The organism is Thalassospira lucentensis (genome assembly GCF_001613805.1).
Taxonomy (GTDB): domain Bacteria; phylum Pseudomonadota; class Alphaproteobacteria; order Rhodospirillales; family Thalassospiraceae; genus Thalassospira; species Thalassospira lucentensis_A.
Window position 1 is genome coordinate 80,802 of sequence record NZ_LPVY01000002.1, and the last position, 15,615, is coordinate 96,416.

Below are 15,615 nucleotides of genomic sequence, written 5' to 3' on the forward strand. Positions count from 1 at the left end.
GATGAAGATAGAATGGGCCCACCGCCTCAGAGGCGTTAGTTATGCGTTGTTAAGAGTTGTTAAGACGCTTTAGCGAGACAGTTAAACCACTGTACATCAGCGACTTGACCAGAATTCTCATGATTGACCCGACGCGCGACTTCAAACATTTCACGCTGCATCTTGCTGGCACTTTCCGGCATTTCACGGTGCCCATCGATGGCTGCTTCGTATCCGTCGGCAAAGTTAGCCCAATGATCAAGGCCTTTGGCTTTTGTCTCGACCCTTAATGCCATGATCCATTCTCGGGCAATACCATATTGCCGGTTTGCAATCGCCACCGGGATACATCCAACACCAAGCCCGTAACAGATCGAAAGAGTATGATCGAGTTCGAACGCATCTTCAGCGCAGACTTTCGCAAGCTCCATTGCTTCATCCGGTGCGCCGGTTAACCACTTGATCCGCATCAGCAACGATAATACGGCAATTTTTCCGTCCACCTGTGCATGGTTTCGATGATCTGAACGGACGGGTGCCTTGTCCGCCTCGATCACCTGTTCAAGCAGCGCTAATGCCTTTTCATGATACCCGGAAAAGTGTGACGAAAGCGCCTGCATGTGCAAACCGGTTGCCCTATTCGCAACACCGTCATCGGGCGTAAGGCTCTCGACAAACTCGTTTGCAGTCCTGAGACTAAGATCATATTGGCCACTTAAAATCTGCTGCGCCCAGATACCCCAGACTGCACGAAGAACAAGATCATGATCGTTGCGATACCTTGCGATCATCAATGCTTTTTCAAAAGCATTTAACATTTCATCATAAGGGCCTTCCTTGTGCCACAAGGCATGACCATAGGCCGCAAGAAGCTCAAAAGACCTGTCACAACCACCGTCATATTTAATAGCCGATAGAAAACGGCGCGTATGTGTTATGAATTCGCTAGGCAGAGAAGCATAGAACCACAATGAAGAGCTCGTGGCGAGAACCTCCTGACCGAGCGTAATATCCCCATCATCGCTCACCGCCCAGTCGATCGCAGCACGAATATCATCAATATATTCTCGTCTGGTATCGGTATGCGCTTTGGATGCCTTGCCTTCCCATGCATCCTTGGTGTCCGAGAATATTGAAATCAGGTGTTTGGCATGTTTACGACGAACGGAGTTACCCTCGCCAGAAACAATCAGTTTCTCAAGCGCATATTGGCGGGTTGTTTCCAACAGACGGTAGCGCATCTCCCCGTTGCTGGACTGCGTGATCAGCATCGATTTTTCGACAAGATCGACAAGGTGCTCAAATACGTCGATGTCACTTATGTCTCCGCCAACAGCAACGGCCTGCGCTTCGGCAACACCAAATGTACTGCGAAACACCGCCAGCCTGTTCAGGACCTGCCGGGATGTAATGCTTAGCAGCTCATAACTCCAATCCAGCGTTGCTCGCAAAGTCTTGTGGCGTGACATCGCCGTTCTGCGGCCTTTAGACAGCAGATCAAACCGTTCCTTCAGACCTTCGGCAATTGCCGAAGCTGTCATCACGTTCATCCTCGCAGCAGCAAACTCGATCGCCAGAGGCATGCCATCAAGACGCCTGCAAATATCGGCGACAGCCGTGAAGTTTTCTGGTCCAAGGACGAAATCATGGCGGATAGATCTTGCACGCTCGCAAAACAGTGCAACGGCCGGGAAACGACCAATTTCCTCGACAGAAACACTCATATCCGTGGGGGGAAGTTCAAGCGGCTTTAGACGATGTATCCATTCGCCCTGCGCACCAAGAGGTTCCCTGCTTGTACAAAGGATCATCAACCCGGGAATTGACATTAGGAGATTTTCAGCAATAGCAGCCACTTCTTCGAGAACGTGTTCGCAATTATCAAGAAGAAGCAAAATCGACTTATCCTTGAATTCCGCAACCAGTGCATTGACCAGATTTGAAGTTGCCGCAGTCAGCCCAATCGTAGCAGCGACAGTAGGAGGAACAAGCCCACCGCTACCAATTGGTGAAAAATCAACGAAAAATGCTGTCGCACCCGCTTTCTGCGATGCAACACGCCCTGTTGCAATACCAACCGTCGTTTTGCCAATTCCGCCAGGGCCAGCAACAGTAATGAAACGTCGACTGATCAACTGTTCCGCAAGCGACGTAACAGTATCATCACGACCAATGATCGCATCAATTCGAGCTGGCAGCATGATACCGGCAGCTTGATCACTATCAGGTACGACTTCTTCAACAGAACCGATGCGGCTTACAGGCAATGACAACCGATACCCGCGACCAGCCTCATTAACGATTAGCTGTTCGCCACCTTCTGAGGCGCCGAGAATTTTTCTTAAAGCAGATAAATGAACACGTATCACACTGTCGTCGATTGCCTGTCCGGGCCAGACACATGCCAATAATTCATCACGCGCAACGAGATTCCCCCCCGCTTCAACAAGAGCAGCCAAAAGGCTGGAGGCACGACCTCCGAGCTTCAACCGAACCCCTTCCCGGCTGAGATTTTTCTGAGGCATTTCCAGCTCAAACGCGCCAAACCTCAGCACGTAGTGCTTGTCATTTTCCATGCTTGTATTTCCGTCCACAACCAAGTTCAGTAGCCGCAGAGCTGCTTTTGAGGGGGGCCGTTCAGCTTGCATTTTCTTGCCACCTTTGAACAATTATATCTTCTTCGATCATTTGTTAAGAATGGAACTGTAACGGTTTTCATTCACAACCGCCGAAGGCTCTAAACCGTCAACAATAACAGTCGCTTGATAGCTCTGGCTTAGCCAGAGTTACAGAATGTACCTTCTCCTCAGAACATTCAGGTACCCAGATTTCTATCGACAAATACCTGCTTTAACTCCGCAAACATGTTTGTAGATATTCGGCGGCAAGAAAACGTGGGAAACGGAAAACCGTCATTTTTTGGCTTTCAATTGTAGTTTGGCGGCTTTGAAAATTCTTGATTAAGCCTTGCTCGCAATTATGCACACAACTCGAGAATCACTCTTGTATGCAGGGCTCTTTTTTTTAACAATTCAATTGTAAACTGTTCGCAACTGCACCCATTTCAGCCAAATTAAATTTTCAGCACAACGGCCATCGGCTTACTCAGGCCAGTGGTGACCATTTGAGGATGGGAGCTATGGGCTCTTCCAAATACAGTAATGAAACAATGGACTTTCTGCGTGTTGATGGCGGGCAAACTGTCAGAACGTCTGTACTCAACAAAACCGGTATTTCAGCGACAAGGTTAATCCGCGACACCCCCAATCATGGGCTTGTAGATCAACATCTTCCCGAAGACGCTTTCATGATCGCCTTCCAGATGCGTGACTATCGGGGCGATCTCTGGGTGGACGATAAACCCGTGACGATGCCTATTCTCAGGCAGGGACAGTTTTCATTTTATGATTACAATCGGGTTTGGCAGGCGAACATGCGCTCCGACTTTGATTGCATCAATTTTCATATTCCCCGTGAAGCACTCACCGCGCTGGAAGAAGATCATGGAACAAGATACGTTGAAACGTTGAGCATTGCGCCTGGGGCCAATGTTGATGATCAAGTAATTCGCGGATTGGTGGGTGCATTGGTGCCCGCATTCTCAGCCCCCTCTCAGGCCAGCATGTTGTTTATCGACCATGTGGGTGCAGCACTTTGCTCGCATCTGGTGGTGAGCTATGGAAACGCTTCGGAAGTTACTCCGCTTCATTCAGGGGGGCTTGCAGCCAGACAGCTTATACAAGCAAAGGAGATGCTCGAGAGCCGCCTTGATGGGAATATCACAATTTCGGAACTGGCACGTGCATGTGGCTTGTCTTCATCCTATTTCGCACGAGCCTTCAAATTGTCGACAGGTATGGCTCCTTACCGATGGTTGATGCTGCGCCGGATTGAAAAAGCAAAGGACCTTATGCTTTCGACGTCCTTCTCTCTTTCAATCATTGCACTGTCTTGCGGCTTCACTGATCAAAGTCATTTTACACGAACCTTCTCCAAAGCGGTTGGAATTGCCCCGGCTCACTGGCGTAAAATAGTCCGCTCGTAGAACAAATTCTCCAATTCCCTCATTGACCCATTTCGGGTTTCCCAAGCGCAGATGCACGAAACAGACGGCGCCAAGCCCCGGGCGTTTCTCCTACAATCTCCGTAAAAGAACGTGTCAGATGACTTTGGTCACTAAAACCACACTCATGTGCGATTTGGGAAATTGCCATATCAGTTTTCAATAGCTCACTGGCCTTCGCCAAACGATACTCGGACAACCAGCGATGGGACGATTTTCCGAAAGTGTTCTTGAATGCTTTGCCGAAATAACTTCGGGAAAATCCGCACGCTTTTGCAAGCTCAACAAGAGGCACTTCTCCGACCACATGCGTCTTCAATATCTCTACCGCCCGTGCCTCGTTCTGTGCGGACAGGGCACCTTTGCGATGAGGCGGAAAGTACAGACGGCCATAGTTAACTGTAATATGGATCAGCATCGCCATTGCCATTTGCTCAAGGAAAACAGCGCTTGTTTGCTGCTGCAATGAAATCGCCGGCATCAGAGCCGAGACAAGACCGTTGAGCGACATATCCTGGGCTTTTTCCATACAGCAAAGAGAGATAAATTCAGGGCGCCCAAGCTGGACTGCGAATAACCTCAATTCATCAAAGTTCAACCGAATTGAAATTCGGTCAAAGGGAGGCTCGATGACCTCGACCCAGTTCCTGCGCATATCACGGATTGAAATAGTGGCCTCAGGTAGACAACCGCTGAAAATTTCCTGACCCGAGCTCGAAACCCGATAGCTGTCTATTCCGATCAAGTGTACCTGGATCAAAAATGCATCGGCATTTTCAGACCTCTCCGTGACTTGAATGCTTTCTGTGCAAGAACACCGCTCAATTGACATGAAAGGTAAATCAAGACGTGAAACCTGTTTCAACAAACTTTCGGGCATGATGAACTGCAGTGGCCTTTTGAGGGAAAAGTAAATTATTTACGATATGGGCAAAGCAAGCTCAAAACGTACGCACGTATAGTCCCGAATTGTAATACTTCGAGTGCGTAACTAACAAAAAATAACCTTCTGGAAATATTGGCTACACTGAAAAACAACAGCCAAATCCGTCTAACGAACCGATCAAGATAAATTTGCAATAATTTTCATAACTTAACTCGCGTTGAGAATGCCGACAAATCATTCTTTCGTCACTCTCCGCCGATGGCAATTCAGCAAAGAACAGGTGACGACTATGAAGGGCAATAATCTCACGCATGTGAATGATGCTCCCTCCCGTTGCAGACAATCTCAACATTCAGACGGTCGGCTGCCAAGGACCAGCTTTATTGCAGGACATCTGGCTAATCGAGAAGCTTACGCATTTTGACAGGGAAGTAATCCTCGAACGGTGAGATGGCTTGGCCCAGGATACTCCTGAGAATGTCAACGCACTGCATTTATCCAGCAGAACGACAGAGAAATCTTCGGTGTTAAAAAAAATTGGGCGGGAATGACATATTTGTACTTCGAGCAAAGAAAAAAACCGGTTGTTTGCTCGCGGGATACATTCTTTGAATAAAGAACTTCAACTGACAATATTCGCTCCGAAAGGGGATACCAATGAACCGCCTCGCCGCAATGGAAACTTTTGTACGCGTTGTCGATGCCGGGTCTTTTTCCAACGCTGCAAAGCTGCTGCGCGTTGGGCAACCTGCCGTATCAAAGACGGTTGCACAACTTGAGGACAGACTGGGCGTGCGCTTGTTGTTACGCTCTACACTAGGATTGACACCTACAGAAGCAGGATGGAAATTCTACGAAGGCGCAAAACGGTCATTGGCCGAAGCAGAAGATGCCGAGCATACTGCCAGACAAGCTGGCACTGGCCTTAGCGGTCGACTGAGGGTTTGTGCCCCTGTGACTTTCGCTCGAATGCATGTCATTCCAAAACTACCCAGTTTTTTAGAAGAAAATTCCTCCTTGAACATCGATGTTGTCCTTGACGACCGCAATATTGATCTTGTCGAGCAAGGCATCGATTTAGCTTTACGTATGGGGCGACTTTCCGACTCTTCACTTACCGCCCGGAAGATTGGCGAAAGCGCTCGATTGGTAGTAGGTACGCCTGGCTATTTTGCGAACTTTGGCACACCTAAGACCCCAAGAGATCTGATAATGCACCAAGCAATTATCTACGAGCAGGGTGAAGGTGGCACAAACTGGGCCTTCCAAAAGGGAAACACAGCAACATCGGTAACTCTTGGCGGACGCCTACACGTTAGCGCTGCTGAAGGGGTGCGCGAAGGTGTTCTTGCAGGGATGGGGCTTGCCATTGCGTCTGAATGGATGTTCGCGCCCGAGCTTGCGGCCAAAGCTGTCATTCCGGTACTGACCGACTGGTCACTTCCAGCCATAGACCTTTGGATTGTCTCAAGCAGTGGTCGCCAAATGAGCGCCAAGGCCAGAACTTTCGCAACCTTCGTTGAACACTGCCTGACCAACATCCAACAAAACTCATAACAAGAATATTCCTCGGCGGAATGACAACTATGAGCACGAGCCGTCTGCCCTTTAGCCGGCTTGAGATCTAGAGTGCCTCAAACAGCCAAACTGGCTGTACGTTTCTGCATCTCCGATTATCTCTAAAAGGCCTCTGCTCGCACGATGACAGCATCATCGCTATCTCCGCTTTTGCGACGAAACAGCCGGTTACCTCTCAACAAGTGAACAAAGACATCAAAAATGGAAAATATCACCGCAAATACAGATCTCGTCGCACGAGGGCTCTCAAAACCTATGACTTTGGTTATGGCTGTAGTAGCCGGGCTCGCAGTTGCAAACATCTACTACAATCAACCAATGCTTGGATTAATGGCCAGTGACTTTCCCGGATCAGGGGTCGCAGGCTTAATCCCGACCGTTACCCTGCTGGGGTATGCGCTTGGTTTGTTTTTGCTGGTGCCGTTGGGCGACATCATTGAAAGACGCCGCCTGATTGTTATTCAATTTTTCTTGCTGGCCATCGCACTTGCTATTACGGCAATGGCACCAAGTGTCTTCATCTTGGTAATCGCCTCTGTACTGGTCGGTGCCAGTGCAACAGTTGCTCAGCAAATTGTCCCCTTTGCTGTACATTTGGCCCCTTCTGAAAAAAGAGGAGCGGTTGTAGGCACAGTTCTAGCCGGGATACTCGGTGGCATTCTCTTGAGCAGATCACTTGCTGGCTTCATCGCAGATATGTCTGGCTGGCGCGAAATGTTTTGGCTTGCTGCACCACTTGCGATTATTGGCGCCATGACGATGGCTTTGACCCTTCCCCATAGCAAACCAGATACGAAATTACGCTATCTGCAACTACTGAAATCCTTAACCAATCTCTGGATGGATTTCGCTGAACTACGCTGGGCGGCGATCACTCAGGCAATTCTGTTTGCTGCCTTTTCTGCCTTTTGGACAGTTCTTGCTCTTCTACTTGAACAACCGGCCTATAACATGGGGCCTGCCGAAGCCGGTTTGTTTGGGATTGTTGGTTTGGCAGGAATACTGGCGGCCCCGATTGCCGGTCGGATCGCCGACGCCAAAGGCCCGCACAGTATTGTTATTACCGGAACAATCGTGACACTATTTTCTTGGATTGTTTTTGGGGTTTGGCCAACAATTCCGGGCTTGATAGCCGGTGTCTTGCTCCTTGATTTTGGTGTGCAGAGTGCTTTGGTATCTAACCAGCACATCATTTACGCTCTAAAACCAGAAGCCCGTGCCCGCCTGAATACTATTTTCATGGGCAGTATGTTTCTCGGCGGCGCCACTGGGGCGGCAATGGCAACGACCGCGTGGAATGTCGGCGGATGGATTGGTGTCTCAGCACTCGGAACAGTATTGGCACTTCTTGCCTTGGCTGCACAAATTCGCGCCTTGAAAATTAGGACTAGCAAACAAAGGTAGCACAAGTTTCCTGTTACCGGACGGCGGGCGCTTCAACGGGCAGCGATTTTCGAAGCAGACGGTTTATGTTTCGCGAGCACTCCGAAAACAAGCGCACTCCTCTCCGGTAACACGAATCTTAATTGGTCATTACAGATGCAAGCGCTCCCCCTCGAATTATGACAACTCTGCAATCGATGCGTTGAGCTCATTGCGTGCGGGGGGAGAAGAGGAGCGATCGAGCATTTTGTATCTGCGACTTAGCCGAATCGATGAACAGTGTTTCAATTCAAATATAAAATTAACCTTCAAAGAAAAAGGCGGACGATGTCCGGGAAAGCTGAAGCGCGCATCAGCGGTGCGCTCAAATCAGAACCAGCAGACCGCGCTCGTCTGAGCACATCAGCCAAAACCGGATTTCCCGCAATCCGGGAAGTCCCGACGAACCAGGGGCTTCGGCATCCTCGCCAACGGAGCGCAGATCGGCTGCCTTCCGTCTCATGACCTGCTCCGGTCACCTCCGTCCATGTCGGCATTTCCTGCAACCAACGAAGCCCGGATAAACCTCGGGCATTAGCCATCCTCGCAACAGACAGCCTTCGGCCCCACTCCGGTCACGTTTGGCAATGGCGGCACTTCCCGGTAACCACCGAGGTCCAGACAAACCCAGGGCCTTCGCCAGCCCTCCCAGCAGACGGCCTTCGGCCTCACGGCGTGCTCTGGTCACTTTCGGCAATGGCGGCACTTCCCGGTAACCGCCGAGGCCCGGACAAACTCCGGGCGCACGGGCTCCCACCTTTCGACCGTTGACGGGCCATATCTCAATGCTGCCCCCTCCTGCCATTCCTGCCGCTCCCGGCAAATTTAATGCTCCCTCTCCAACAAGACGCACCTCTCCCGTCATGATAAATGATCGGGTTGGTCCCCCAGTCCTAATCTTCGGGCAGAATGCCGCCATAATGGCTCCGCCATCCACCGCCCTGCCCGTGTCGATATCCGCGTCTTTGCCGCTGCATCCTGATCACCTCCTTGATCCGGCCCCAAACGCAAAAACCCGCGAGGCACAAGGCCTTGCGGGTTTCGGTCCGGGTGCATTTCTCCCGTTGACTTTTCTCTTATGCCACAAACAAAAGAACAAATCAAGAACTTTTACGAACGATATGGTAGGCATTTTAGGGGAAATGTGTCCCACGACGTTAAAAATCGCGGGACACAATCACTAATTAACCGTTTAATATCAACAAGTTAACCGCATGAGTGGTAGGCCCGGAGGGACTTGAACCCCCAACCAGACCGTTATGAGCGGTCGGCTCTAACCAATTGAGCTACGGGCCCCAAAGGGGAATAGAAAAGACCGCGCCAATTGTCTGGCGCGGTCCCGAAAACTAGCGATTTTCGGGCCAAGGTCAAGCCCGAACGTCGCAAGATTTTTTAATAATCGAGGAACGAACGCAATTTGCGCGAGCGCGACGGATGCTTGAGCTTGCGAAGCGCCTTTGCCTCGATCTGACGGATACGTTCGCGGGTCACGGAGAACTGCTGGCCAACCTCTTCGAGGGTATGGTCGGTGTTCATGCCGATCCCGAAACGCATACGCAGAACACGTTCTTCACGCGGGGTGAGCGATGCCAGAACCCGTGTCGTGGTTTCACGCAGGTTGGCCTGGATCGCAGCATCAAGCGGCTGAACGGCGTTCTTGTCTTCGATGAAATCGCCAAGATGGCTGTCTTCCTCGTCCCCGATCGGGGTTTCGAGAGAGATCGGTTCCTTGGCGATTTTCAGAACCTTGCGAACCTTTTCAAGCGGCATCTGCAGTTTTTCTGCCAGCTCTTCCGGGGTCGGTTCGCGACCAATTTCATGCAACATCTGGCGCGAGGTACGGACCAGCTTGTTGATGGTTTCGATCATGTGAACCGGAATACGGATCGTACGGGCCTGATCGGCGATGGAACGCGTAATCGCCTGACGGATCCACCAAGTCGCATAGGTCGAGAATTTGTAACCACGGCGGTATTCAAACTTGTCCACCGCCTTCATCAGGCCGATATTGCCTTCCTGAATAAGATCAAGGAACTGAAGGCCGCGGTTGGTATATTTTTTGGCAATCGAAATCACGAGACGCAGGTTGGCCTCGATCATTTCCTTTTTCGCACGCGCCGCTTCACGTTCGCCCTTGTTAACGACGCCGTAAACACGACGGAATTCACCGATCGGCAAGCCGACTTCGGCGGAAACACCGCCAACCTGTTCACGCAGCTGGGCGATTTCATCCGGGTAGCGTTCGATGAAAGCCTTCCAGCCCTTGCCCGGCAGTTCGCCAACGCGCTCCATCCAGTTCGGGTCGAGTTCATGGCCCTGATACTGTTTGACGAAATCGGGGCGTTTAATCTTGCAACGGTCGGCAAAACGCAGAAGCTTGCCTTCAAGGCCGAGCAAACGGTTGTTCAGGCCTGTCAGGTGATCAAGCAGTTCCTCGATCCGGAAGTTGTTCAGGTGAACATCTTCCATCAGGTCAACCATCTCGCCTTTCAGCTTGGCATACCGCTTTTCGGTCGCAGCCGGAACGGTTTCGCCCTTGTTCATTGCAACAAGGCGCTGTTCCTGTGCCTTGTGCAGTTTTTCGTAGGTTTTCGCGATCAGCTCGAACTTCTCGAGAACCTGCTCGGTCAGTTCCTCTTCCATTTTGGAAAGTGAAACGTTGACCTGCTCGTTCTCGTCATCGTCCTCGTCGTCGCCATCACCCTCGCCTTCTTCGCCTTCGGAATCATCGTCCGACTCTTCGTCGTCCTCTTCTTCCTCGTCGCTGGCAGGCGCACCGGTCGGCTCTGGCGTTTCGGTTTCGGCTTCTTCGTCTTCGTCGGCATCGGTTTCGACGGCGGCTGCCTCGAAATCATCGCCTTCGGCGTCGGCTTCTTCACCTTCTTCGGCTGCGATTTCCGCATCCGGGCCACCGCCATAGGTGGTTTCCAGATCGATCACATCGCGAAGCAGAAGGTTGCCAGCCTGAAGCTGATCATGCCAGTTGACGATCGCGCGAATGGTCAGCGGGGATTCGCAAATCCCGCCAATCATCATGTCACGGCCAGCCTCGATACGCTTGGCAATGGCGATTTCGCCCTCGCGTGACAGCAGCTCGACGCTGCCCATCTCACGCAGATACATCCGGACCGGGTCATCGGTACGGCCAACATCATCTTCGGAAATATTGCCGCTCGGATCCGAGTCTTTCTCGTCATCGTCGTCCGAGTCGTCACCATCCTCGCCATCGATAACATTGATGCCCATCTCGTTGAGATTGCTCATCACGTCTTCGATCTGCTCGGAGGAAAAATGCTCCGACGGCAAGGCAGCATTCAGTTCATCGACCGAGATGTGGCCCTTCTCCTTGCCCTTGGCAATGAGCTTCTTGATGGCCGCTTTATATGTATCGAGAAGAGGTCCGTCTGCGGTTTCAGAAGAGTTCTTTTTCTCTTCAGCGTTCGAAGTCTTAGACGACATCTATTCCCCGTTTCCCGCTGGGTACAGTTCGTACCGTTGTTGTCCCACGCACTGTTTTCATCAGCGCAAATCACAAATAGCCCGAACGCCGATCCCGCATACAAACCGCATGCATCGATCAGTCGTCGAGCTTAAACACTTTTTCCCGGCGCCGGGCCAGATCGTCGCGTCTATGCGAAAATCTTTCCCATTCTTCCTCGCTGATATCTGCTGCCAACTGTCGGACGGCGTATTTTGCCTCTTCGTCCTCCAGGGAGCTTACAGCCATGGAAAAAACCTGTTCCCAACCCGCACGAGCCCGTTCGAGCGGCGTTTCGGGCCTGGCGAAAGCGGCGTGCGCCAAAATGTCCGCACCAACCACCCGCAATACTGTCTCTGACAGCCCGTCGCGCTCCAAATGGGCCTTGATTGTTTCGGAATCAAGTCCGGGATCACCGTCAAGCAGCTTTAAGACGGCACGACGAAGATTGTCAAGGTCGGAGTCTGCACAAGTGTAGATTCCAAGCCGCTCGCCAACATCCTCATGCAGGTGGGGATGGTTTATCAACGTTACCAGCAAAATACAGTCCTGCACGACACGACGTTTTTGCATGGGTGGACGCGACATCCCCGGAACGGCTTTACCTGCCGGTTCCCAGAAATAGTCTTTTTTTCCGCCTTTGCCACCCCGGCTGAATTTTTTGTTCTGGTATCCGCCGCCTGGCGCAGGCCGTGATCCCCCGCCTTTTGCGCGATCACCCTTGAATAATTGCCAGATACGATCGCGGAACATCGACTGATATTGCGATCTGACCGCGTCATCACCGATTGCCGAAATGCGTTTCTGAATGTCGGCCTCAAGGGCGGCACGGCGTTCTGGTGTGTCCGTTGCCCGCCCACCAACTTCCATGCGCCATACCAGTTCCGCCAGCGGCACGGCGCTATCGAGTATCTTGCGAAAACTGGCAAATCCGTTTGCACCCGCCATCAGACTATCGGGGTCTTCGCCCTCTGGCAGGATCGAAAACAGCAATGATTTCCCCGGACGCAAGATGGGAAGGGCACGCTCGGCGGCACGCACCGCCGCGCGCTTGCCCGCCGCATCACCGTCAAGACACAGGATCGGCTCGTTGGTCATTTTCCAAAGCTCGCCGATCTGCTCTTCGGTCACCGCTGTCCCCAACGGGGCCACTGCCCCGCGAAAACCGGCCCGATGCAGGGCGATCACATCCATGTAACCCTCGGTCACGATGATCGGTGCATCCTGCTGGCTGGCTTCACGTGCCTGTGGCAAGCCATAAAGAAGCTGGCCCTTATGAAACAAAGGTGTATCAGGACTATTCAGATACTTTGGCTTGGTATCGCCCATGACACGCCCGCCAAAGGCAACAACCCTGCCCCTTCGATCAAGGATCGGAAACATCACGCGACCACGGAACCGGTCATAGGTCTGACGGCCCTGATCTTCGGGCTCGATCAGAAGCCCGGCTTCAATCATCAGCGGCTCGTCAAATTCCTCGCGTTTGAGCGCGGCCTTCAGCGCACCACGATTATCGGGTGCAAAGCCCAGTCGGAATTCGGCAATCGTTTTATCGTCAAGACCACGACGACGAAAATATTCAAGCCCTTCGCGACCTTCGGGCATATGAAGCACGCGTTCATAAAATACGCAGGCCGCTTCCATCACTTCGTAAAGTGTCTTGGCCTTTTTTTCACGTTCCTGGGCTTCACGGGATGGCTTGGGCACATCCATGCCGACCTGATTGGCCAGTACCTCGACCGCCTCGACAAAGGTCAGCCCGCGGGTATTCATCACAAAACTGATCACGTCGCCATGCGCGCCACAGCCAAAACAGTGATAAAAGCCCTTCTGCTCGTTGACCGTGAAAGACGGGGATTTTTCGGAATGGAACGGGCACAGGCCGGAATATTCCCGGCCGCGTTTAATCAGCTTCACCGACGTACCGACAATATCTGCCAGTCCGACGCGCGCCCGCAGATCGTCAAGAAACGACTGGGGAAAGCTCATGATTGTCCCGATCCCGTGATCATGTTGATACCAAGTCCCGTTTTACCCTTTTATTGATTCCATTCTGGAATCCGGGCTTAGGGACGACGAAAGCCGGACGATTTTACACGCCCGGCTTCCATAAAAAATAGCTATTCTCGAAATCAGCCGAGAAGTTTTTTCGCAACACCGCCGGCTTTGCCGAAATCCATGCAACTGGCATATTTTTCGCGAAGGGCCGCCATCGTCCGGCCCATATCCTTAAGGCAGGTTGCGCCAAGGTCGGTAACCACGCCTTTGACAGCCGCCTCGATTTCTTCATCGGACATCTGTTTGGGCAGGAACCGTTCAATCACGCCGATCTCGGCGGCTTCCTGTGCCGCAAGTTCGGGGCGATTGCCCTTGGTGTACATTTCGATGCTTTCGCGACGCTGTTTAACCATCGCCTGCAGCAGGGTCAGGATTTCCTCGTCGGAAATACCATCCGTATTCCCCTCGCCGCGTGCTGCAATATCGCGTTCCTTGAGTGCCGCCAGAATGAGGCGCACGGTGGTCACGGATACGGCATCCTTTTCGAGGACGGCCTTTTTCAAAGCGTCTGTAAGCTGCGATCGCAGCATGGCTTATCTCTGATTCTGTGGAAGAAAGGAGCGAACATACCCCAAAAGCGCCATCTAGGCAAAGAAAACCTTTCCACTCAACTTATTGATTTTAAAAGAAAAATAAAAGTTTGGATGCATCCTTGACAGGGCGACACGACTCCCGTAGACATCCGCCAATTTGCCTGCCGGGATGAGGTTTTAACCCGCTTTCAGCATATTGTACCGACGTCTTTTGACGTTACGGTCGTTCATGCTGGGGATACCTTGTCATGTCCGCATGCCCGATATGCAGGGGAATTTGGCCGTTTTTCTCGGCCTGCTCGTAATTATTATATATAAAGACTCCGTGTCTCACCGTGGAAAGATCGAAAGGACATTCGCCAATGTCAGCGCCCACGCACACCCCGCCTCCTGGAGCTTCTGCCGTTCTGGTACTTGCTGATGGTTCTGTTTACTGGGGACGAGGCGTCGGCGCCCGAGGAGAGGTGGTTGGTGAAGTCTGCTTCAACACCTCGATCACGGGCTACCAGGAAATCATGACCGACCCGTCCTATGCCGGGCAGATGATCACCTTTACTTTCCCCCATATCGGCAATGTCGGCACCAATGACGAGGATATCGAAAACGAAATCCCCGTCGCCCTTGGCTGCATCCTGCGCCAGGACATTACCGAGCCGTCAAACTATCGCGCACAGGGTCATTTCAATGACTGGCTGGAAAAGCATGGCCGGATCGGCATTGCCGGTATTGATACCCGCCGCCTGACCAAACGCATTCGTAGCGAAGGCGCTCCGAACGGCGTGATCTGCCACAACCCGGATGGCAAGTTCGATATCGATGCCCTGATCGCCAAGGCCAATGAATGGCCGGGCCTGGAGGGCATGGACCTTGCCAAGGACAATAGCTGCACCGAAGGGTATGACTGGGATCAGACCCTTTGGACCCGCGAAGGCGGTTATGGCGAACTTGGCAATGCCAAACACCATGTTGTTGCCATCGATTACGGTGTGAAACGCAACATTCTGCGTAATCTTGCCGCGCTTGAATGCAAGGTATCGGTTGTTCCGGCAACGACGTCCGCCGAAGAAATCCTTGCGATGAACCCGGATGGGGTCTTCCTTTCGAACGGCCCTGGCGATCCGGCGGCGACCGGCGAATATGCGGTTCCGACCATCAAAAAACTGATCGCCAGCGGCAAACCGGTTTTCGGTATCTGCCTTGGTCATCAGATGATGGCGCTCGCCCTTGGTGCGAAAACCAAAAAGATGGATGTCGGTCATCGCGGCGCGAACCATCCGGTAAAGGACACCACAACCGGTGTCGTGGAAATCACCAGCCAGAACCACGGCTTTGTCGTCGACAAGGACAGCCTGCCCGACAATGTCGAAGCAACGCATTTCTCGCTGTTTGACGGATCCCTTGCCGGGCTTCGCCTGAAAGACAAACCGGTCTTTGCGGTTCAGTACCACCCCGAAGCATCCCCGGGGCCGCATGATAGCCATTACCTGTTCAAACGTTTCGTTGGCCTGATCGAAGACGCGAAAGCCTGATAGCGCGACGACATCAGCGACAAGCGATTAACGGACTTAATTTCGGGCGGTGCAGCAATCGCGCCCGCCACGCCAAAAGCGGAAAAAGA

General features: G+C 52.2%; 11 protein-coding genes and 1 tRNA gene. 5 read left to right on the forward strand and 7 right to left on the reverse strand.

Going from position 1 to position 15,615, the window contains the following annotated elements:
- Nucleotides 1-59: 59 nt before the first annotated feature.
- On the reverse strand, nucleotides 60-2,555 hold the full coding sequence (locus tag AUP42_RS00770) for an ATP-binding protein (protein ID WP_062947960.1): 2,496 nt from the start codon (nucleotides 2,553-2,555) through the stop codon (nucleotides 60-62).
- 563 nt (nucleotides 2,556-3,118) lie between these two features.
- Between AUP42_RS00770 and AUP42_RS00775 the strand changes: the two genes are divergently transcribed.
- Entirely contained in the window at nucleotides 3,119-4,024 is a 906-nt protein-coding gene (locus tag AUP42_RS00775; RefSeq protein WP_082824633.1) for a helix-turn-helix domain-containing protein, read from the forward strand.
- A gap of 19 nt (nucleotides 4,025-4,043) precedes the next feature.
- Here AUP42_RS00775 and AUP42_RS00780 read toward each other — a convergent pair whose 3' ends face one another.
- Nucleotides 4,044-4,922, reverse strand: coding sequence for a helix-turn-helix domain-containing protein (locus tag AUP42_RS00780; RefSeq protein WP_062947962.1), 879 nt, complete (start codon nucleotides 4,920-4,922; stop codon nucleotides 4,044-4,046).
- A gap of 326 nt (nucleotides 4,923-5,248) precedes the next feature.
- Here AUP42_RS00780 and AUP42_RS21155 point away from each other — a divergent pair, with 326 nt between their 5' ends.
- From AUP42_RS21155 to AUP42_RS00790, 3 genes are all read left to right on the forward strand, one after another.
- Nucleotides 5,249-5,377, forward strand: coding sequence for a catalase (locus AUP42_RS21155; protein WP_269451385.1), 129 nt, complete (start codon nucleotides 5,249-5,251; stop codon nucleotides 5,375-5,377).
- 208 nt (nucleotides 5,378-5,585) lie between these two features.
- Nucleotides 5,586-6,485, forward strand: a complete 900-nt coding sequence (locus tag AUP42_RS00785) for a LysR family transcriptional regulator (protein ID WP_062947964.1) — start codon at nucleotides 5,586-5,588, stop codon at nucleotides 6,483-6,485.
- A gap of 222 nt (nucleotides 6,486-6,707) precedes the next feature.
- Nucleotides 6,708-7,910 carry an MFS transporter gene (locus AUP42_RS00790; protein WP_062947966.1) on the forward strand — a complete coding sequence of 401 codons (1,203 nt, stop codon included), beginning with the start codon at nucleotides 6,708-6,710 and terminating at the stop codon, nucleotides 7,908-7,910.
- Nucleotides 7,911-8,253: 343 nt separating this feature from the next.
- On the opposite strand, the gene AUP42_RS21325 is transcribed toward AUP42_RS00790, so the two are convergent.
- From AUP42_RS21325 to AUP42_RS00810, 5 genes are all read right to left on the reverse strand, one after another.
- A complete protein-coding gene (locus tag AUP42_RS21325) occupies nucleotides 8,254-8,391 on the reverse strand; it encodes a hypothetical protein (RefSeq protein WP_156484547.1) in 138 nt (45 codons plus the stop codon).
- A 756-nt stretch (nucleotides 8,392-9,147) separates the two neighbouring features.
- Nucleotides 9,148-9,224 (reverse strand) — tRNA-Ile (locus AUP42_RS00795).
- 96 nt (nucleotides 9,225-9,320) lie between these two features.
- Nucleotides 9,321-11,387, reverse strand: a complete 2,067-nt coding sequence (gene rpoD, locus AUP42_RS00800; protein ID WP_062947968.1) for an RNA polymerase sigma factor RpoD — start codon at nucleotides 11,385-11,387, stop codon at nucleotides 9,321-9,323.
- A 118-nt stretch (nucleotides 11,388-11,505) separates the two neighbouring features.
- Nucleotides 11,506-13,395, reverse strand: a complete 1,890-nt coding sequence (dnaG, locus tag AUP42_RS00805; RefSeq protein WP_062947970.1) for a DNA primase — start codon at nucleotides 13,393-13,395, stop codon at nucleotides 11,506-11,508.
- Between the two features lie 143 nt (nucleotides 13,396-13,538).
- Nucleotides 13,539-13,994 (reverse strand): GatB/YqeY domain-containing protein, encoded by a 456-nt coding sequence (locus AUP42_RS00810; RefSeq protein ID WP_062947972.1) that lies wholly within the window; start codon nucleotides 13,992-13,994, stop codon nucleotides 13,539-13,541.
- Nucleotides 13,995-14,359: 365 nt separating this feature from the next.
- On the opposite strand from AUP42_RS00810, the gene carA reads away from it, so the two are divergent.
- Nucleotides 14,360-15,526 carry a glutamine-hydrolyzing carbamoyl-phosphate synthase small subunit gene (gene carA, locus AUP42_RS00815; protein ID WP_062947974.1) on the forward strand — a complete coding sequence of 389 codons (1,167 nt, stop codon included), beginning with the start codon at nucleotides 14,360-14,362 and terminating at the stop codon, nucleotides 15,524-15,526.
- Nucleotides 15,527-15,615 lie beyond the last annotated feature (89 nt).